The organism is Bacillus sp. AFS031507, from assembly GCF_002584635.1.
Lineage (GTDB): Bacteria > Bacillota > Bacilli > Bacillales > Cytobacillaceae > Neobacillus.
This window is the reverse complement of record NZ_NUOW01000025.1, coordinates 23014-44404: the sequence shown is the minus strand read 5'-3', so window position 1 is coordinate 44404 and position 21391 is coordinate 23014. Positions and strand designations below refer to the sequence as shown.

Genomic DNA, 21391 nt, shown 5'->3' with positions numbered 1-21391 from the left:
TTAGTGATTTTTTAAACAGAAAAGACCTAGCTGGTAAATGGATATATTCACCAACTAGGCTTACTGCCAGCTATAGATTATGGACGTGCTTTTTCAATGGCATCCATTACCTCTTTATAATCTTTTGAATATTTATCAACCATGGATTTAACAGCGTCTTTCCAAGGTGTAATATCATCAACCTCAGTGAAGGTAACTCCTGCCTCTTTCAGTTTCTTAGTAGAACGTTCTTCCCACTTATCCCATTCTTCTCTTTGAGCTTGAACGGAATCAAGTGCTGCTTGTTTCACAATTTTTTGATCCTTTTCTGAAAGCTTATCCCATGCTGCTTTACTAATAAGCAGGACTTCAGGGATCCGTTGATGATGGTCTAAAATAAAGTTTTTCGCTTCTTGATAATGGTTAGAAGAGTCTAAGCTTGGGATGTTATTTTCTGCACCATCAATGATTCCTGTTTGCAGCGCACTGAATACCTCGCCATATGGCATTGGTGTCGCACTTGCCCCAAGAGCTGCCATGAAATCAATATTGATTTTACTCTGCTGCACACGGATTTTTTGCCCCTTTAAGTCCTTTACACCTTTTAGTGGTTTAGTAGAATAAAAACTACGTGACCCAGAATCATAATAAGCAAGCCCTTTCATTTTTGACTGCTCTAAACCATCTAACAATTTTGTACCCATTTCACCGTTAAGAAAATTCCATAAGTGTTCTTCGCTTTCGAATACATATGGGAGTCCTAGTGCAGTGAACTGATCATTGAACTCGGCAAGTGGACTGGAATTGATTCTTGTGAACTCAATTGCTCCAAGCTGAACCTGTTCCAACACGGATTTTTCATCCCCTAATTGGGCAGATGGAAATACCTCAATTTTAATTCGGCCATCTGTTCTTTCATCAACCAATTCGGCAAACTTTTTGTCTCCAACAACGGTTGGATAATCTGGCGGCTGATTATCTGCCAACCGGAACGTATATTTAGGTTCCTCAGCTTTCGAACCCCCATCTTTTGTACCCGTCGTTGCTTCTTTCCCACAGGCAGCTAGGATGCTACCCATTAAAAGCGTTGCTGCAAGAATTCCTGTAATCTTTTTTTTCTTCATTCTTGTAACCCTCCCTTAAAAAATTATATTTTTTTATTTTCACCTTTCCTTCGGTTACTTGACTAACATATTAGGAAGCCAAAGGACTACCTCAGGAATATAGGTAATAACCAACAGAACAATTAGTAAAGCATAGAAAAATGGCATCATTGCTTTTGTCCCTTGTTGTATCGAGACCTTACCTATCGCACATCCAACGAACAAAACGGTTCCTACAGGCGGCGTTAAAAGGCCAATCCCAGCATTTAAAATCAGGACGATTCCGAAATGCACCGGATCCATTCCAAAGCTGGTTACAACTGGAAGAAGAATAGGTGTCATAATTAAAATCATTGGTGCCATGTCCATTGGTGCTCCAAGGAGAAGCAACAAAATATTAATAATTAATAGAATAATAATCGGGTTATCAGAAACACTTAAAAATAAGTTCGTTACCATTGAAGGAATTTTCAGGTAAGCTAATATCCAGCCAAACGAAGCGGATGCTGCTATTAAGAAAAATACCATCGAAACAGTTCTCATCGTCCGGGTTAATATTTTCCATACATTAGAAAATTTTGCTTCCCTATAGACAACAAACGCTAGAATAAAAGAATACAAACAAGCTAATGCCCCAGATTCCGTTGCTGTAAACCAGCCACTCATAATCCCGCCCAAAATAATGACTGCTGGGCTTAAGGATAAAAGTCCATGTAGAAGGATCCCGCCAATTTCTGACTTTGGAACAGGGTCCGCTTTTTGGTAGCCTCGTTTTCTAGCAATAATGTAACCTGTGATCATTAAGGAAATTAACATAATAAATCCAGGAACAATCCCAGCCATAAATAAACTGGCGATGGAAACACCACCTGCTGCTAAGGAATATAAAACAAGATTATGACTCGGCGGAACTACCACACCTTGAATGGCCGATGCAATCGTTACTCCCACTGCATAGTCTGCTTCGTATCCCTTCTTTTTCATCATCGGAATCATAACTGAACCAACAGAAGAAACGTCGGCGACGGCAGAACCAGAGATATTTCCAAAGAACAATGCAGCTACACTGTTAACCATGGCGAGCCCACCGCGAATTCTGCCAACCATTAAACTTGCCAGATTCACAATTCGAGTCGCAAGGCCGCCCTCACTCATAATTTGTCCTGTCAAAATAAAGAACGGAATCGCAAGTAAAGAAAAGGAATTCATCCCTTGAATCATTTGCTGGCCCACTACCGGAAGAGGTATACCTAGATAGATAACCGTCAGTAATGACGAGGCAATCAGCGTTAGGGCAATGGGAAAACGAAGTAAGATTAAAATAACAAAGCTTGATAGTAAGATAATGATCCCAATTGTGTTGCTGTCCAAGTTACATACCCTCCTCTATCTCTTTGTGACGAGTGGTGTTAATGTTAAAGAATTGCAAAAGCGAATATACACAAATCATCACACCAGTGACAGGCATAACCGCATAAGTGATACTACTCGGCCATTTTGTCGCCGGCAGGGTTGAATCCATCATCAATACCGTGAAGTCCCAGCCCTGGATCACCAAGTATAATCCGAAGGCAAAAATAGAGGCACTGATAATTTTATCTAAAACTTTATTAAAACTTTTAGGAAATAGATTCGTGAAAGAATCAATGCCTAAATGGATATACTCTCGAAATCCCACCGCAATGGCCATAAAGGCAAACCAAGCTAGTAACAAAAGAGTAACTTCCTCTGACCAAAAGAAAACAAAATTAAATAATTTCCTGGTAAAAACTTGTAGGGTGACGACAAAAATTAAAGCAATTAACGATAGTAGTGTGAATTTTTCAAAAATGGCATCGATGACTAGACCTACTTTTTTGATTACATTCATTTGATTCCCCCCATTTGAAAACGTTTTCCTGTCTCTCATTTTATGAATCTTTTGAATGTTTTTGAATGTTCTTTTTTTAGGATAATTTGTGATTTTTTTAGGTGGAATTTGAAATCCTTTCTATTTGAAACTATTTACTAGTTTTTATAAGTTTAATAAACGAATTAAATATATATTAATATTAAACTTACCATGTTAACGGTATTCCATCAACTGGTTAAAAAAATAGGCTCTATCAATTCTAGTAGTGATTCCGAGACCGTAGAGGAATATTATAAATAGCATCAGTAGTGTTGCATTATATAAATTCATAGACCTTGGGGTCGGTTCTTATCGAGGACATTCGGAAGATTGCACGCAAAAAGGCACAACTAGGCTATATTTGCTAGTTGTGCCTTTTTCTATACTATGTTTCAGATCTGTCCCGCAAAATTTTTGATTACCACAGAAAATGTGCCAGTCACAAGCCAGGAAAGTTACTGATATATGCTGCCCCCAGATTGTTTAAACTCCTTAGCTTTTTCCTTCATACCTGTTTCAATAGCTTCCTTCGTATCAAGTTTGTTTTCTTTCGCATAATTACGAATATCTTGAGAGATTCTCATGCTACAAAATTTTGGTCCACACATTGAACAGAAATGTGCTGTTTTTGCACCTTCCGCAGGTAAGGTTTCATCATGATATTCTATTGCTCGTTCAGGATCTAAAGATAAATTAAACTGATCTCTCCAACGGAATTCAAAACGAGCTTTTGATAAGGCATCATCTCTTTTTTGTGCTCCTGGATGTCCTTTTGCCAAATCAGCAGCATGGGCGGCAATTTTGTAAGTAATAACCCCTACACGAACATCCTCTCTATTCGGTAAACCTAAATGTTCTTTAGGCGTTACATAACAAAGCATAGCTGTCCCATACCAACCAATCATTGCAGCCCCAATAGCAGATGTAATGTGATCATAACCAGGTGCTATATCAGTCGTAAGAGGTCCAAGTGTGTAGAATGGTGCTTCCTGACACACTTCTAGTTGTTTATCCATATTTTCTTTAATTAGGTGCATAGGTACATGTCCAGGTCCTTCGATCATCACTTGTACATCATGTTCCCAAGCAATTTTTGTTAGCTCTCCAAGAGTCTCTAATTCTGCAAACTGTGCTTCATCATTCGCATCTGCAATAGACCCAGGACGTAAACCATCCCCTAAAGAGAATGCAACATCATATGATTTCATTATTTCGCAGATTTCTTCAAAGTGAGTATATAAAAAGCTTTCTTTATGGTGGTGTAAACACCATTGTGCCATGATTGATCCACCGCGGGATACAATACCTGTTAACCGTTTTGCCGTTAATGGAACATATCGTAAAAGAACACCAGCATGAATTGTGAAGTAATCAACACCTTGCTCCGCTTGTTCGATCAAGGTATCACGGTAAACCTCCCATGTAAGATCTTCAGCAACACCATTTACTTTTTCAAGTGCTTGATAAATGGGGACGGTGCCGACAGGAACTGCTGAGTTTCGAACAATCCATTCCCTTGTTGTATGAATGTTTTTACCTGTTGATAGATCCATAATATTATCAGCACCCCAGCGCGTCGCCCATGTCATTTTTTCAACCTCTTGTTCGATGGAGGATGAAACAGCCGAGTTACCGATATTCGCATTAATTTTAACATGAAAATTACGTCCTATTATCATAGGTTCTGACTCTGGATGATTGATATTAGAAGGAATAATCGCTCGACCTTTTGCCACTTCATCACGCACAAATTCAGGTTTCATATTTTCCCTTATGGCGATAAACTCCATTTCAGGAGTAATAATTCCCTTTTTAGCATAATGAAGCTGTGTGACATTTTTCCCTTTTTTTGCACGTACTGGTTTGCGCTTTAAACCAGGAAACACGTTATGATTGGCACGAGGATCATTTTGATCGTTATACCCATTATCTTCAGGTTTAATTTCTCTACCTTCGTATTCTTCAACATCTGCTCGTTCATGAATCCATGTGCTTCGAATGGCAGGAAGACCTTTTGTAATATCAACAGAATAATTTAGATCCGTATAAGGACCGCTTGTATCATAGACGCGAACTGGAAGGTTTTCCTCTTCTCCAAACGCACCCGTTGTCGGGCTTAACTCAATTTCACGCATTGGTACTTTAATGTCGGATCTCGAACCTGTTACATATACTTTTTTACTTCCTGGAAAACTTGACATGATGGAAATATTTTGTTCGTTTAATGAAGTCGTTGACATAATACATCTCTCCTTTTTTTGAATATAAAGGACGAGATACAGACCATAACAAGTGAATAAGCGTATAAAAGTACATCAAAAAGCCGGGCCCATAAATGGTTGGACCCGGCTAATATGTATGCAGAAGTATAGGTGCAGTAAAGATTGTCTATTCTAACTTCCCCACGCTGGTATGATCCAGATCAGGTCCCAAGAGTCAAGAAACTTCATCGTGTTTCTTTCTCAGCCCAACTTATTGGGCACCCCTAGTTATTTATATTCAATTAAGTTACATTATATATGAGTATTGGTAAAAATGAAATACATAATATTATTTAAAGTGATATAGTCGTTTTAGATAGTATGTCTAGGATAGAGAGAAAGGTTAGATATCTACTTGCTTGGATTTTAAGAAGTATAATTCTTTTTTGTACCCGAAAAAAAGAAGGCTTACTTGTGACCTGACGCTCCATAATCTTTGATTGTTATTTTTACGTTGTAGTAAATTGGAACCTCACTGAATGTTTGATCCCAATCTTTTTTGACTTTTTCCCATACTTTCGGATGCTCAATTCTTAAACGGTTTCCAAAGCCAGCAACGTCTACTCGATATTTCCTTTGCGTTTTTTTAATTGTATGTTCAACCAATCGTTTTACTTCTTTTTCGGTGGATTCTTCTGCCCGTTTTAGAAATGTATTATCAAAAGAGTTACCTGAAACCACCCAATTCTCAGATAATCGCCCTTCTGATTCGATGTTTACATCAAAAGAGATATAGTTTCCCTTAACATGAGAGGTGATTTTACTTTTCATAGAATCTAGCTCATATACGATTAGCCCACTAGTCTGTTTATCAAAACTTTTTACCAAACCGCCTTTCCCCTTGCCTGTTATCCATGTTATCCCCTCCAATTCCTCTTCATTTAAAAAACCACGCAGTTTTTTTGTCTTTCCTTTTATCACGGCAGCTCCTGCAAATTTCACTTCTCCATTTTCCGAGATCACATTTTGCAAAAGAAAACTGGATCCTGATTTTAGCTTACCGTCTAATTTAATAATCGAGATAGGAGGCAAAATTCTTGTCGTTCGATAGGCATTATCTACCATTCCAAACAGACGAAATGCTGGAACTTCTCCTGCTTTCTTTGATACTAGGGTATTGCTAGCTCTCCCTTTACTAATAAACATAAGGCAGCTTGGTCTAAAATCATTATCCCGAAGATATTGATCAAGTAATCGATCTAAACTATACGATCGTGCAAGTTTATCACCGATTACAATGACTTTCATGTGACTGGCATTAAAAGGAAGATCCGTTCTTAATGATAATTCACGAACCTCTTGAAAGATGGAGTCTCCCGTTTCAGAAATATTAACATAAGATTGTTGTTGCGATCCCCCTTCTTTACTCATTGAACTTGCTAATTGTGAGGTAATAAGTTGATAAGTTGTAGTAATCTGATCTTTTTTGGAATAGCCTTCATCTTGTTCGTTTATCTTTTTCTCTATGGTTGACTTTTTCCCTTTATCGAATGCCACCCCTACACCTAAGCTTAGCTCTTCAATTTCATGACTGCTCCAACAGCCTGTAAGAGAAAAGAGTAAAAGGACAGACAGCGAAACCAAGAGAAATCGTATATTGTTATGAGGTAACTTCATTGTTTTCTTCCTTTCCATCTCGCGATAATAAGAAGGAGAAGTGGTAGTAAACCAAATAAAAACAATGCAATATTGCCAATGATATCCCCAAGTTTAAATAGATCATTGATATTTTTTGGGGTGATGGAAATGACGTAAATTAGCGGAAGTAAACCATACATAACTGAACTAATGTTCTTTTTCGAAAGTTGAGCCAGCCCTAAAGCAGCTGCGTAGTAGCTGATGGTAAAGGTAGTAAACATTTGCATAATCCATACCACCAGCAACAAAGAATCAAACCGTTCAAAAATCAAACCGGTTATCTCAAAACTTCGTATCAAATCAAGCGTTGGCCATGTCCTCGTGACCACTTCATCGACGGATAACGCTCCAATGACCATCACAACTGTTATCACATAAAAAAATAATGGAACGGAAATTCCAACTAGAACCATTTTGATTGCTTTGTTCGGCTGTTGCATAAACGCCATGATGACCAGCAGGATTTCAGGACCTGTAAATGCGAGAGTCGTCGCCTTTACTCCTTTTAGCACAGGGATGAAACCAGTCCCTATTACCGGGCGTAAATTATCGATCTCAAATATTTTTAAGCTCATAAGGGCTACTAGCAAAAAAAGGAAAATCGTAATAGGTAATATAATTTCAAACAGACGGGCAATCGGGTTGATACCGCCTATGATCAGATAGAGACCTATCCACATAAATGGCATCATAATTGCCCAGATAGGGGTACCTTCCAGCAAAAAATACCTTATTACTTCCGCCATTGAACGGAGTTGAAACCCGGAAGTTAAAAGAAAATAACATACTATAAGTAAACTAAGTAACCCGCCCACCCATTTTCCTACAATTTCACGGCTGTATTGATAAATGGTTTTTTGGGGAAACTGTTGGCATAATTTGACCATGATCACCCCTGCGATTATCGCGATCAGCCCGCCTAAAATAACACTTATCCATACATCTGGTGTATTCACCTTCTCTGCAGCTGTTCTAGGCAGTGTGAGGATTCCTGAACCAAGTATAAAGTTGCTGATGATAACAGCTGCTTGTGCCGTGGTAATTCGATCTTTTGGACTGACAATCATCCTTTCATGTTCCTTTCACAATAGGTTATCCTTTACGTATAGGATTTTTCGTATGCATCATCTTTGGACGACGTTTCATCATCATAAGGGGCATGCGAACCATCAAATCTTTCCATTCACTTAAACGATAAGGAACGGCTGGACTCATATAAGACACGCCAAAACTTTTTAGTTTCACTAAATGGCTTGTCATGAAAAGGAAAAATAGAATGACTCCATATAATCCAAGTATGGCAGCACAAAGCATGGCTACGAAGCGAAGAATACGCAATGTAATCCCTACACTATATTGAGGATTGGCAAAAGATGAGATCGCAGTTAACGCCACTACTATCACCAAAATGGGGCTAACAATCCCTGCCTGTACAGCCGCTTCACCAATGATTAACCCACCGACAATTCCCATTGCTGGACCAATTGGCTTTGGTAACCGAAGTCCAGCTTCCCTTAAAATTTCGATCGATATTTCCATAAATAATGCTTCGATAAGTGCAGGAAATGGAACACTGGACCTCGCACCTATAATGGAAATGGCTAACTTAGTAGGAATCAATCCTGGATGAAATGAGAGGAATGCAATATACAAAGCCGGTGTAAAAAGAGCCAGGATAGCTGCTAGATAACGAAGTAAACGGATGAACGTGCCAGGAATCCACCTTTCATAATAGTCTTCTGGTGATTGTAACATCATGCTAAAGGTAACCGGAACGATCAAAGCGAAAGGCGTCCCATCTAGTAAAATGGATACCCGACCTTCCATCAAGGCAGCAATCACACGATCAGGACGCTCTGTACTTTGTACCTGTGGAAAAGGACTAAGATAATTATCTTCGATAAGCTGCTCTACATAACCTGATTCTGGCACATTATCAAGATCAATTTTCTTAATTCGCTTTTCTACCTCTTGTACTAATTCAGGATCCACAATTTCTTTTATGTAAGCGACGACTAAGTCTTTTTTTGAACGCTTTCCCACTTGAAATTTTACTAACGATAAATTATCAATTTCACCATTCCCTCTCAAAAAAGATGTATTATCACTTAAGGATTCAGTGAAACCGACCCGTGGACCTCTGACTAATGCCTCTGATACTGGCTCTTCAATCGTCCTTGTTTTTAATTTTGTTGTACCAAGGATTAGCGCATCAAATGATCCATCAATTAAAAGCGCGGTAGAACCTGTTAATACTTTTGATACTAACTCTTTAATAGAAGCAATCTCTTCTACTTCACTAATAGGCAGCACATGATTTTTTACAAATTTGTTTAAATTGCTTTCCTTCACAAAGGATAGCTCCTGTTTATATTCTGTTGTGAAATCAACCATCAATGATGTCATAATATGTTTATTAATCAGATCTTTATCTGATAATCCATCCACAAAAATAATGGATGCTCGAATGCCAGTACGCCCAAGATTAAACTCTCGAAAGTGCACATCCCAGTTATGACCGATTTCTTGTCTAACTAATTCTAAGTTTAAAGTCAAATCATCTGTAATCAGATGATTTGAGCCTTGAGGCTTAGATTCTTGTTGATCTTCAATTTTGTTAGGTTGTTTTTCTTTTTTTCTAACCTTTAATTTCCGTTCTCGCATTTTCATCACTCTTCCTTGCGAATCCAATTAAAAAATCTGAAGATCATGTACGGAATGAAAAACACGATAAAAGCTTGTATAAAAACTTTCCAGTCTGGAAGATAGGAAACAATAGAATTCCACATATTAACCACCTTTATATGCCCAAATAACAGTAGCTGAAACCACGAACCAAAGTATGTAAAATAAAGTGATTTCCTTAATGTTCCTTGGATAGCATTATCTTTGGCTTATATGTGGAAATTTAAACATTTTATATAACAACCCTTCATCACTCTGGGCTTCAACGTTTTATATGTATTTTGAACAAGTTCTACCAGCGAGTGATATAATTTCCCGATCCTGAGCAGCGGTGACTACTCTTATAGGATGTGCATAAAAGTAACTCATAAATTTAAAGCAAAATAAATTAAAAAAAGCACCATCCAAAATTTTGGATAGTACCTATTTCAATAGTTCATTAACTGTAATGAATTTATATCCCTCATTTGATAATGATTGCAATATTCCTTTAATTGTATTTAGCTCTTCGCCAGTATCATCATACATTGGGTGTATCAAGATTATAGAACCAGGTTTTACATGTTTCTTCACATAACTCACTTTGTCAGTGGCAGAAGTATAGTAAGTATCTGGTTCAAGACTCCAAGTGATGGTATCTCTATTATTCTTATATAAATAATAAGGCAAGCCTACGAGTTTTTTTCCATTCGGAGGTCGGAAATCAATTTGACCTTTATACCCTGCTTCTCGAATTAGATTATCCGTTTTTTCAATTTCCTCCTTGATGTAAGAAGGGGATTTAAAAACCATCCGCTGATGGGAATATGTATGATTTCCTATTTGATGCCCAGCACTTACAATTTTTTTAGCTTCTTCAGGATTTTTTTCAATTTCATTACCAATTAAAAAAAAGGTCGCTTTTACATGGTATTGTTGTAACAAAGGTAGAATTTTTTCTACATTTTTTGTTGGTCCATCATCAAAGGTCAATGCGACTACCTTTTGGTCGGTCTTCACCTGGTCGGTTAGTCCACCAAATAACTGGAAGGTTCTAGAATTCATTAACTTATAGGTTCCAAGTAATAAAAGGAACACTAACAAAATTCCAATTCCACTATATATTAACTTCTTTTTCATAAAACCAGCCTTTCTTTCGAATTTAATTAAAGTCTATTTTTATAGTAACATAATCTACTAACTTTCCAAGATGAGGTATTTACTGTAAAACTTTAAAACTATCTAGAGTAAATTAAAATGGTATTTCATCATCATCTGCCTTTTACTAAGTCGATAATGTGAAAAAGTGCCAGTTCTCAAAAAAGGGAACTGACATCATATAATTATTTAACAAGTCTCTCCCGAACCACTTCACTTCGATAAGAATCTGCAATCTCGGAAAGTGCCATATACTATTGGTCTAATTTTATAATCTTATTCAACAAAAAATCTACTTTCTCTTTAAGATGTTCTTTTACACTATCATCAAGGTCCATTTCATCCATGGTCTCTTTTAATTTGCCGAACCATGCTGAGGCCCTTTCTGGAGCTATTTGAAATGGGTGTCTTTCTTTAACCTGTGATACTTGCTCACCTTGTTCCTGAATAGATTCCTCGGAAACTAAGCGATTGATAAATACTCTTTGCCGATTTTTCAGCAATTCTATAGCCGTGTTTCTTTCATTAAACATATTAATATAGTATGTATCCTTTAGCAGCTTATCATAAAAGCGGTCAACCAACTCATTCACTTTTTCCTGTTCCAATGCGATAGTCATTATCAATTCCCTCTTTTTCTTGATTGGAGTAGTTTCTACTATTATTATAGTGTAAATAACAATGCGGATTTGTGACTTACATCACGAAAAAGACTTTGAGGAAGAAAAAAGACACCTCTGTTAATCTTAACAGCAGGTGTCCCTAAAGCTGATATAAAATTATTCATTCCTTGACCGCTGATTATAATCCCTTTCAATTCCTTTTTTCCAGCTTCGATCAATCTTTTTGCCACTTCGAAGGTTGACCACGGCTTCATTTACAGCTTCATAATTTAATTGCGTTCCTTTATTGTCCGCGTGGTAATCAACGGCGAAGTCCTCATCGATACCAAATCGTGCTGCCGTTGAAATGGCATCGATATTGGCTCCAAGGAACAGGAATTCCCATCCGTATTTTTCCTTTTGATGCTGAACCATTTTTTTGATTTTGTCGGCTGTGAATTCACGGCTGGCATTTTCCATCCCATCCGTTGTAATAACAAAGAGTACTTTTTCTGCACGTTCAGCCTCACTCGTTCTCTTTTGTACATTCACGAATTTTTGAATGGTAAAACCAATGGTATCTAATAATGCAGTGGTGCCGCCAACTTGATAATCTTCTTCAGTGATAGGAGAAATGCCCCTTACATTGATACGGTCGTGGAATAATTCGTACTCGTGATTAAATAATACGGTCGTAACAATGGCTTCCCCTTCAGCCTTTTGCTGTTTCTTCAGCATCGCATTATAACCACCAATTGTATCAGCCTCAAGTCCTGCCATGGAGCCGCTTTTATCTAAAATAAACACTAATTCTGTTACATTTCTTTTCATGAATATACCATCCTCCGTTCTTTGATAAACAAAGGATAACACTAATCCATTACGAAATGGTCGCTTGGGAAGCGACATTTCAGGCACCGAGTATTGGCTGGTCAAAAGCAAATAAAGCCTCATTGATTTCATGAATATTGTAATTAGCATGTTGAATAAAATACTCAATAATCACATCAAATTTATTGCTGCGTGACAAGGTATAACCGGCTGCAGCTAGCAGCTCCATCGTTTCATCCACAGTTAATTTTAACGCAACGGCAAAAGCAATCGTGGTTTTCTTTTTCGGGGTATAATCGTCTTCATTTCGGATTTTGGAGAATAATCGCCGGTCAATATTCGCCCTTTTATACGTCTCTACATCCGTCATTCCTTTTTCATCAATGGAACGAAGCAGCCGCTCGGAAAAAGATTCATCGAGTTGGTCCAACAGGTTGACTAAGGAATACTCTGCTTCTTTATACAGATCCGGCTGAACAAATTCGACTTCTTGCGGTTGTTCCAATATATATCGTTCTTCTCTATTACGATTAAACGTGATTTCTACTTCTTCTACATAATGCTCATCAATATATTGATGAATCGATGTAAATAATTTCTTGCTTAAACCGAAAGAACCTTTGTCAAAAACAACCAGATAAACAAGCATATCATGATGTAATAAAAAAGAACCGATGGTCGAAACCGCGATTTGTAATGCTTCCTCCTTTGGATAACCATATATGCCAGTCGAAATTAATGGAAATGCGATGGACTCACATTGATGATTTTTTGCCAACTTCAAAGAGTTATAGTAACTTGCCTTTAACAGTGCTGCTTCATTTTTGGAACCACCCTGCCAAATAGGTCCAGGTGTATGTATGATATATTTGGCCTCCATGTTAAAGCCATCTGTTAAAACGGCTTCTCCAACCTTGCATTCTCCCATTTTATCGCATGCTTCTTGCAACTCATTGACACCTGCCGCACGAAATATAGCACCGCATACGCCACCACCCATTTTCAGCGATGTATTCGCAGCATTCACAACCGCATCCACCTTCATCTTTGTAAGATCATGGCGAACAATTTCTAATGGCATAAGTTTTCCCCTCCCCAAACCATTTTTTATAGTGTTCATTATATCAGAAAAAAATTTGATATTCGTAACAGTTGGTGCCTGACACTCTTTTACTGGTCTTTTAATTAATAAAGCATGTACGTTCGACAAAATTCTGGTTGTGACACAGGCACGACCTTGATATATTATTTATATCTGATATACTTTTTATATCGATTGTTTCGATCTCTTTGGAGGTGATTTTTATTAAGATTTGCCCTTATTTAGAATACTCATTCCAAATACTAGGCAAAAAGTGGAACGGGTTAATCATTCACTATTTGTCCCTTTGTGAAAACAATTCAACCAGTTTTACAGAAATGGTTCAAGAAATTTCTAACATTACGCCCAGAGTCTTATCCATGAGGTTAACTGAACTAATTGAGTATGGTCTGGTTAAGAAAGACGTTATAGATTCACCAACCGTAACGATTTCATATAAATTAACCGAAAAAGGGCAAGCACTTGTTTCTGCCTTACAGCCTATCCAGAAATGGGCAATTGAAAATAAAGATAAGGTTTAATTAAAAAACAGGAGTGATCAAAATGAATAGTAAAAATAATATGATGTGCGATTTGGAAACAGGGGTTTGTGGCAGCGCAGGAGACGAGGAAATGGAAATGATTGACTTTAATCAACCCAAAAAAACGATTAATCTTTATTATGTTACCGACCCAATCTGCTCCCACTGTTGGGCACAAGAGCCAGTGCTCCGTCGTTTTGAAGAGCAATATGGCGATAACTTTACCTTCCATACGGTTATGGGAGGATTATTAGAAAAATGGGGCGATGGACCTGTCGACCCAGCAAATGGAATCGCAAAACCATCTGATGTTGCTGGACATTGGAGAGAAGTTGGTGAATATACGCGCATGCCAATTGATGGCACACTTTGGTATGACAACCCGATTCACTCATCCTATCCCCCATCTATTGTATTTAAGGTCATTCAAAAGCAAAATGAAGCGTTAGCTCGTGTGTTTTTACGCCGTGTGAGAGAAGCCGTTTTCGCATTCAATCAAAATATTGCAGAGAAGTCGATTTTAGTGAAAATCGTGAATAATCTTGGACTTAATGGAGAAGAAATTGTAAATGAAGCAGAGCTGCCAAGCGGACAGCAATTATTAAATGAAGATTTCGTGCTAGCTGCCAAATTAGGTGCCAGAGGGTTTCCTACGATTGTCATGATAAATGAGGAAAATAAAGGTGTGAAGATTGTTGGTGCTCGCCCATTAGAATACTATGTTGCAGGGCTAAAACAAGTACTAGATTCAGAGACTCTCCAACCTAAACAACAACCAGCACTTTCTAGCCTGCTTGAAAAAGAAAAGCTTTTATTTTCGAAAGAGATTGAGGTAATGTACGATCTTGAAAAAGCAGAAATTAACGCTTTTGCTGAAAAAGAACTTTCATCAAGCAGTTTTCAAGTGAGGGAAATTCTAGGTGAAACCTATTTTGTGACGAAATAATCACGAAAACAGTAACTGGTTCCGTTCCCTATCGCTATAATTAAAAATGGAACCAAAAATGACTATCAAATTGTAAACTAATTTGATAGTCATTTTTTATTGGTATATCAAGCTTTTTACAGAATAAGTGCTTAAATTTGTACAATGATAATGATTACTTATACATAAAAAACACAATTGGTACTTTTTGCATATGCCTTTTGTCTTTTTTAAAGTCTATTGTATCTGCTTTGGTTTTCCAATATAGCTAAACGAATTAGCTTCACTTTTATTTCTTTACTTAATGAAAGCCATTCAGGTTTAAGGATTTTCATTTTACATTCCCCCATTAGAGTATTGTTCAGTTTCAAGAAGTTTTTAAACAACTTATTTTGTAACAATATTCATCTGAGATGCAATTGTTTTTTCTACTAACTTTATCATTCCCGATTCCTCAAACTTTTTAACATTTTTCGTTTTCCATTTTATTTGAATTTTCTACATTTTTTTCATTTACTGTTTTGAATCGTAAGGAATCACCGTTTAATAATCGGACTCTTTTGATTCATCGGCGCTATCCTCTGCTGGAATAACAGAAGCCTCCAGCGCAGGGGAATCAATATACTCCATAACTTTTACCTTTGGCGGCTCTGGCCGACTTTGACCATACAAACGCACGTAGATTTCTTCAATTTCCTCTCCTGTCAAATCGCCCCGCTTCAGCAATTCTTCTGCAATTGAATGGACAAAGTCGGCGTTTTCATTTACTAGCTTCTTTACTTGAAGCATTTGGTCTTTTAACAACACGTTGATTTTTGGACGGAGCGCTCTAAGTCCATCGATTCGAGAACCTATCGCCAGCCAGCTGAACAGCTCATCTCCCATACCTACCATTCCAAGGTAGGCGCCAGCTAACAGCGTAGCATGCTGCAGGTCGGAAGTGACTCCGTTTAATTTCTTGAAGAGGAACTCTTCTTCCACCGCCCGTGCAGCCAGACACACCTGGATTTCTGCTAGGATTTCGCTATCGCTTCTATTATACCGCTCCTCTGTCGGCTTGGTGGCTGCAAGACCTAGCGCACTGCCCCTGCGGATAATTGTTACCTTCCAAACCCGTTCGTGCGGCTTCAATAGATACTGAGCGACTGCATGGCCGGCCTCATGGTAGGCGACATTACGCTTCTCATCTTCCATCATAGAGCTCAGAGGCTGCTTTAGTCCCCACTCATAAGTCTCCATGGCGGCCCGGAAGTCCTCGTAGCTTGCTAACTGCGCACCATGTTGGTGTGCAATTACAACAGACTCATTAACGATGTGTTTGATTTGTGCTGGGCTATAACCAATCGTATCAAGTGCAGCCTTCTCAGGTGTAAGAGTAGCGTCCCTTTTTACCTTTTCGAGGTAATAGTTGAATACGTCCACCCTTCCATCATAATCTGGGGAATCGACCCAAAGCTTCCGATCAAATCTGCCGGGGCGGAGCAGCGCCTGATCGAGTACATCGGGCAGATTGGTTGCTCCGATTGTCAGCACTGCAGGGCGTTCTGCTTTTTTGCGCCGCAACCCAAGTGAACGTAGCAATTTGGCAATCTTGGAGTTATCAATATTTGGCGGGTCCATCTGTAGAAGCAGCTCATTAAGCAGGCCCGAACCCATGCCCGCCATGCCCAGCATCCCACCCATACCACCACCGCCGCCTCCTGCCGAACGACTCATTCCGATTGCATCGATTTCGTCGATAAAGATAATACAGGCGCCGTATACTTTCGCAAGCTTCCTCGCCTTCCTATAGAGGCCCATCACCTTCAGGTTGCCGACACCGAAGAACATATTTTGAAAACTAGGAGCCGATGCGTAAGCAAAGGGAACCTGCGCTTCGTTCGCAATTACCTGTGCCAAATAGGACTTTCCAGTGCCAGGGGGCCCACATAACATCAACCCTCGTATCGCCTCACCACCCATGTCCTTAAACTCCTTGACGCCCTTTAGCAAAACGACAATCCGCTTGGCATTATCAACGATTTCGGGATTTCCTCGGTAATCATCCCAAGTCGAACCAGTCTCGCCAGGCAGAATCCAGTAAGTTCGTCCCCGTGCCAGGAACCAAAAAAGTGCAACAAACTGGATAATCATAAACAACATTGCAAAGAGCAACTGCAGCAAATAACTAACAATAGTCAACGCTACCTGCCAATAGGCCGGCCCTCCCCTTAAGAGAATCATTCCTAAGAAAAAGATGGCCGCAAGCCAGAGAAGCGATTTACGCCACTTGACCCATTGATATTTCCTCATAGCTTCACTACCTTTCGGAATATTCAGAATAATATATGAGGAATTAGCCCTAAAAGTGCCTAGAAAGGTGTCAGGCACCTAATAAAGACAATTGTCCATCATATACGGACACCTTTAATTATGTTTAAGGCGAATAACTTGAGAATCATACTGATATTTATTCGTTGTCTAATCAGGTCATACCTTATTTATGTGAACGACATTAAGATTTCTTTCTGTTGAAGTGTTGTTAATAATTTCCATATCCCTATTAAAAATGTTCTTTAAATCCAGGCACCTTTTCCCTACAAAGGCATAGATAGATTTACCTATTCCTATGGACAAAATATTGCTATTAAACAATGAAAAAGCCCTCCATGTAGGAAGGCTTCACCTTGCTTATTTAATTAATTTATTTTTAATGTCCAATAAATATTTGAGTACAGCTGCTATACCGCTTATGAAATAGAATGTTATCAGAATCCATCCTGTTGGATCTATTGGAAACATGGTTATTAGAATGTTCAACGGCAAAACAATATATACGATATCCTTTAAATAATCTAAAACAAATGAGGGATCGAACTTGCCTGCCCAAAAAGATTGGAAGAATGCAATAAGAAAATTAAGAATCATTAGTCCAAATACAGCCCACATTGTGTAGAGCATCCAGTCTGAAAGTGTAAAGCCCATTTATCATCACCACCTTACAATATACTATGCTAGTAATAATGTAAGGTGAAGACGACAACAAGTTAAATTAACAAAATTTTCAGAAATAAGAAGTTAAATAAAAAAAGGGTTTTTGGATTCTTAACCTGTATCTGCATAAATGTTAATCTACAGTCTTGCTGCATTTCCTTTCAGCTGTTCATAATGATAGTTGGTAAAAACCATACTCTAGGTCAATTAACACCCGTTTTCTCCATCTTTCTATTTGAATCTAGCAAAGGGTAATGAAAATCATTGTGAGATTGATTGTTATGGTTTATTCACTTTGTTAAATGGGTACTGTATTGTCATCCCAAATTTATAGGAGGTAATATCAAATGAACAATGAACAGTACCCGAGCAAATTACCCGCACAGGAACAAAACCAGCAACCAGGAATTGAGAAGGATATGAAGCCACTTCCAGATACGGAAAATCCGAACTACAAAGGAAGTAACAAGCTACAAGGAAAGAATGCCATAATTACCGGTGGTGACAGTGGAATTGGACGTTCTGTATCAATAGCTTTCGCAAAGGAGGGGGCAAATGTTGCGATTATTTATTTAAACGAAAGCAATGATGCCGAAGTAACCAAACAGCTGGTTGAGGAGGAAGGTGGAAGATGCCTATTAATTGCTGGAGACATCGGTGATGAATCCTTCTGTAAAAATGCCGTACAGCAAACAGTAGATGAGCTGGGTGGACTTGATATACTTGTGAATAATGCAGCTGAACAGCATCCTCAAGAAAGCATTTTGGATATAGGGACAGAACAACTGGAAAAGACATTCCGGACAAATATTTTTTCTATGTTCCATTTAACAAGATCCGCGTTGCCTCACCTTAAGCCAGGAAGTGCGATTATTAATACAACATCTATCACTGCCTATCAAGGACATCCAAAGCTGCTTGACTATTCTTCTACTAAAGGTGCAATTACAACCTTTACACGGTCTCTTGCCCATCAGCTAGCCGAAAAAGGAATCAGGGTAAATGGAGTCGCTCCAGGACCTATTTGGACACCGCTTATCCCTTCTACTTTTACCGCGGAAGAAGTAAGTAAATTTGGACAGGATACACCGATGAAGCGCCCTGGACAACCGGAAGAGGTTGCTCCTGCGTATGTCTACCTTTCATCAAATTCAGATTCATCCTATGTTTCTGGACAAATTCTGCATATAAATGGTGGAAAAGTCGTTAATGGGTAGGTAGATACAATAAAAAGGGATTCGCAATTCATCCCCTCCCAGAATTAGAACTGAAACAGAAATATAGCCCATTTCCAAGCATATATTTTAAAAGTTTAGGACGGTTCCTTTTATAAACAGTGGTTACCATCCCATCCATAAGCAAAAAAGAGAGACAAATAATTTACATTATTAATACAACTTGTCCACACCTCCCAATTTACTCCTACATTTAATGTAAAAAGGGAGGTGAAATTTATTGAGTATAGAGGACGTTATTTCAATTGGAGCAAATTGCATTGTTCAAATCAGAAATCGCTTTTTTCTTTTAGTAGAAATCGAAGTGGAAGCAGGCAATGTTGCATTTGAAGAATTCGTGTTTATTCGTATATCACGACAAGAGGCCAGGACATTGTTGGATGCAGGAGTCCATCGTTGTGAAATTACAACCCGCGTTCCGAGATCAGATGATGTAGAAGTAGAATTTATTTGTCTCTTGATTGTAGATGGAGAGGCATTTGCAGTGTTTGATGTAGAAAACGACACGGACGAAGCAGTTCTTGTCGAAATCCCATTAGCAGCAGCACGTCGATTAATCCGCAGAGGTGCAAGGGAATGTACTGTCATTGACAGATTGCGAGATTAAGATTTTTAAAAAGAATGAATAGATTACATTAGAGGGCTATTTACGCGAATAGTCCTTTTGTTTTTTATAATTAGGCTGTGTAAAACTAGTTTGTTGATTTCCGCTCCAGGCGCTTCGCTTTCCGAGGGCGGGTTCGTGGAGCCTCCCGCAGGAGTCTCGCGCCCTCCGCTCCAATCAACAGGGTCACAATATCAGCAATTACCTTTAACACTGCCTCTTATAAAAATAAAAGGATCATTATATTTTTCTATATCGTATCCACGGATAAATATTTTGGATGATGATGGGTAATTTATTATAGTCTGAAGATTATTAAGGTACATTTATAGGAGGAAATAAATGAGACTCAGAATACTTTATAAATTGTCGATGGTCGTTTTGGTTACAGCATCTATTTTAATAGGAGCCTTTTATCCTAATACGAAAGCGATGAGTGTGGAAGCAGCGAGAATCCCAGGGAATAATCAAAAGGCAGATCTTGTGATTAAAAATGGGCACATCTTAACGATTAATGCGAAAAAGGATGCCTTTGTCAAAGGGACAATTGTAATAAAGGATAAGAAAATCATTGCAATTGGCGATGAAAATTTGGAAAAACAATATAAAGCCTCTAAAGTCATTAATGCCAATGGTAATATAGTGATGCCGGGAATGATTAATACTCATAATCATGTTCCAATGGTTGCGTTTAGAAGTATTGGTGAAGAAGGAGTAGGCAATCGGTTATTTGATGTTTTTTTTCCACTAGAAGGAAAATTACTTTCAAGGGACCTAATTTATAAAGCATCCATTCATGGCGTCATAGAAATGGCAATGGGCGGAGTTACGACATATGCAGATATGTATTACCACGAAGATGAAGTAGCAAAAGCGACAGAAAAGATTGGCATTAGAGGAGTTCTTGGAGAAACGGTTATTAGCTTTCCAACAGTCGATGCTCCTGAACCATATGGCGGACTAAAATATGCAGAGGACTTCATTAAACAATATAAGAATCATGAACTAATTACCCCATCTGTGGTAGCCCATGCTCCCTACACAGTTAGCCCTGAGATGATTAAGGCATCGAAAGATTTAGCCAAAAAATATCAGGTACCATTTGCGATTCATGCGGCAGAGTTTGCTGATGAAGCACAAAGAGTAGAAACCAAGTTTGGTCAGAAGTATCCTTCCGTCATAAAATACTTGGATTCTTTAGGAATATTAGATGAAAATACAATGCTTGCACATGCCATCCATATTGATGATGAGGACATTAACATCATTAAACAAAGAGGAGCCACAATTGCCCATAATCCAATAGCGAATACAAAAGGGGCAACCGGTGTGGCACCAGCTATTAAGATTGATAAAGCAGGGATTAAGATGGGATTGGGTACAGATGGGCCAATGAGCTCGAACACCATGGATGTATTCGGGACAGCGGGATATGCGGCAAGAGTCCATAAATTGGTCAACAAAGATCAAAGTGTAATGCCGCCAAGTAAGGTTGTCGAACTTGCCACAATCGGTGGTGCAAAAGCACTTGGGTTGGATAAAAAAATCGGCTCACTAGAAGTCGGGAAATACGCGGATATTATTATTGTAGACATCCATGCGCCTAATACTTTTCCAACATATGATCCGTATGCAACGTTAACATATTCAGCAGGACCGCAAAATGTAAGAGATGTGATCGTCAATGGGAAATTGATTGTAGAAAACAAAAAACTTAAGACATATGATTACAAGAAAAATCTGAAGGATATGGAAGGAATCTATAAACAAGTAGCAGAAGTAGAGAAAACACTTCCCTATCATCAACAAAAACCAACGGGTGAATGATGTATTCAACAAAAAAGCGAAGCTTGAGGGAATTATCCTCAAGCTTTTAACCCTTTTTTTACCGGCACTCATATCAA

Annotated in this window: 18 protein-coding genes and 1 riboswitch; of the genes, 5 read left to right on the top strand and 13 right to left on the bottom strand. The window is 38.5% G+C overall.

The window, feature by feature from the left end; translation table 11 throughout:
- Positions 1–77 precede the first annotated feature (77 nt).
- From COE25_RS21600 to COE25_RS21545, 11 genes are all read right to left on the bottom strand, one after another.
- Entirely contained in the window at positions 78–1103 is a 1026-nt protein-coding gene (locus COE25_RS21600; protein ID WP_098934088.1) for a TRAP transporter substrate-binding protein, read from the bottom strand.
- A 54-nt stretch (positions 1104–1157) separates the two neighbouring features.
- Complete coding sequence (locus COE25_RS21595; protein ID WP_098934087.1) at positions 1158–2453, bottom strand: TRAP transporter large permease; 1296 nt, start codon at positions 2451–2453, stop codon at positions 1158–1160.
- A 1-nt stretch (position 2454) separates the two neighbouring features.
- Positions 2455–2952 (bottom strand): TRAP transporter small permease, encoded by a 498-nt coding sequence (locus COE25_RS21590; protein WP_098934086.1) that lies wholly within the window; start codon positions 2950–2952, stop codon positions 2455–2457.
- 476 nt (positions 2953–3428) lie between these two features.
- On the bottom strand, positions 3429–5213 hold the full coding sequence (thiC, locus tag COE25_RS21585; protein WP_098934085.1) for a phosphomethylpyrimidine synthase ThiC: 1785 nt from the start codon (positions 5211–5213) through the stop codon (positions 3429–3431).
- 142 nt (positions 5214–5355) lie between these two features.
- Positions 5356–5470: riboswitch (TPP riboswitch) on the bottom strand.
- Between the two features lie 172 nt (positions 5471–5642).
- Positions 5643–6851 carry a Ger(x)C family spore germination protein gene (locus COE25_RS21580; RefSeq protein WP_098934084.1) on the bottom strand — a complete coding sequence of 403 codons (1209 nt, stop codon included), beginning with the start codon at positions 6849–6851 and terminating at the stop codon, positions 5643–5645.
- Positions 6848–7939, bottom strand: coding sequence for a spore germination protein (locus COE25_RS21575; protein ID WP_098934083.1), 1092 nt, complete (start codon positions 7937–7939; stop codon positions 6848–6850). The genes COE25_RS21580 and COE25_RS21575 overlap by 4 nt, the downstream gene beginning before the upstream one ends.
- Positions 7940–7964: 25 nt before the next feature.
- Complete coding sequence (locus COE25_RS21570) at positions 7965–9536, bottom strand: spore germination protein (RefSeq protein ID WP_373408542.1); 1572 nt, start codon at positions 9534–9536, stop codon at positions 7965–7967.
- 444 nt (positions 9537–9980) lie between these two features.
- A complete protein-coding gene (locus COE25_RS21560) occupies positions 9981–10676 on the bottom strand; it encodes a polysaccharide deacetylase family protein (protein WP_098934081.1) in 696 nt (231 codons plus the stop codon).
- Between the two features lie 272 nt (positions 10677–10948).
- Positions 10949–11314: a protoglobin domain-containing protein gene (locus COE25_RS21555; protein WP_098934080.1), complete on the bottom strand. Its 366-nt coding sequence runs from the start codon at positions 11312–11314 to the stop codon at positions 10949–10951.
- A gap of 159 nt (positions 11315–11473) precedes the next feature.
- Positions 11474–12127 (bottom strand): vWA domain-containing protein, encoded by a 654-nt coding sequence (locus COE25_RS21550; protein ID WP_098934079.1) that lies wholly within the window; start codon positions 12125–12127, stop codon positions 11474–11476.
- 79 nt (positions 12128–12206) lie between these two features.
- The gene (locus COE25_RS21545; RefSeq protein WP_098934078.1) at positions 12207–13208 is read right to left on the bottom strand and encodes a macro domain-containing protein; all 1002 of its coding nucleotides are present in this window, start codon (positions 13206–13208) and stop codon (positions 12207–12209) included.
- A gap of 215 nt (positions 13209–13423) precedes the next feature.
- On the opposite strand from COE25_RS21545, the gene COE25_RS21540 reads away from it, so the two are divergent.
- Both COE25_RS21540 and COE25_RS21535 read left to right on the top strand, forming a co-directional pair.
- The gene (locus COE25_RS21540) at positions 13424–13750 is read left to right on the top strand and encodes a winged helix-turn-helix transcriptional regulator (protein ID WP_306572806.1); all 327 of its coding nucleotides are present in this window, start codon (positions 13424–13426) and stop codon (positions 13748–13750) included.
- 22 nt (positions 13751–13772) lie between these two features.
- The gene (locus tag COE25_RS21535) at positions 13773–14696 is read left to right on the top strand and encodes a DsbA family protein (protein WP_098934077.1); all 924 of its coding nucleotides are present in this window, start codon (positions 13773–13775) and stop codon (positions 14694–14696) included.
- A 522-nt stretch (positions 14697–15218) separates the two neighbouring features.
- On the opposite strand, the gene COE25_RS21530 is transcribed toward COE25_RS21535, so the two are convergent.
- Positions 15219–16967, bottom strand: coding sequence for an AAA family ATPase (locus COE25_RS21530; RefSeq protein ID WP_098934076.1), 1749 nt, complete (start codon positions 16965–16967; stop codon positions 15219–15221).
- Positions 16968–17345: 378 nt separating this feature from the next.
- Complete coding sequence (locus tag COE25_RS21525) at positions 17346–17639, bottom strand: hypothetical protein (protein ID WP_098934075.1); 294 nt, start codon at positions 17637–17639, stop codon at positions 17346–17348.
- Between the two features lie 356 nt (positions 17640–17995).
- Between COE25_RS21525 and COE25_RS21520 the strand changes: the two genes are divergently transcribed.
- The 3 genes from COE25_RS21520 to COE25_RS21510 all read left to right on the top strand — a co-directional run bounded on the left by COE25_RS21520 (position 17996) and on the right by COE25_RS21510 (position 21314).
- Positions 17996–18865 (top strand): SDR family oxidoreductase, encoded by an 870-nt coding sequence (locus COE25_RS21520; RefSeq protein ID WP_098934074.1) that lies wholly within the window; start codon positions 17996–17998, stop codon positions 18863–18865.
- A 238-nt stretch (positions 18866–19103) separates the two neighbouring features.
- A complete protein-coding gene (locus tag COE25_RS21515; protein ID WP_098934073.1) occupies positions 19104–19490 on the top strand; it encodes a hypothetical protein in 387 nt (128 codons plus the stop codon).
- Positions 19491–19829: 339 nt separating this feature from the next.
- Positions 19830–21314, top strand: coding sequence for an amidohydrolase (locus COE25_RS21510; RefSeq protein ID WP_218964335.1), 1485 nt, complete (start codon positions 19830–19832; stop codon positions 21312–21314).
- The last annotated feature ends 77 nt before the right edge of the window (positions 21315–21391 follow it).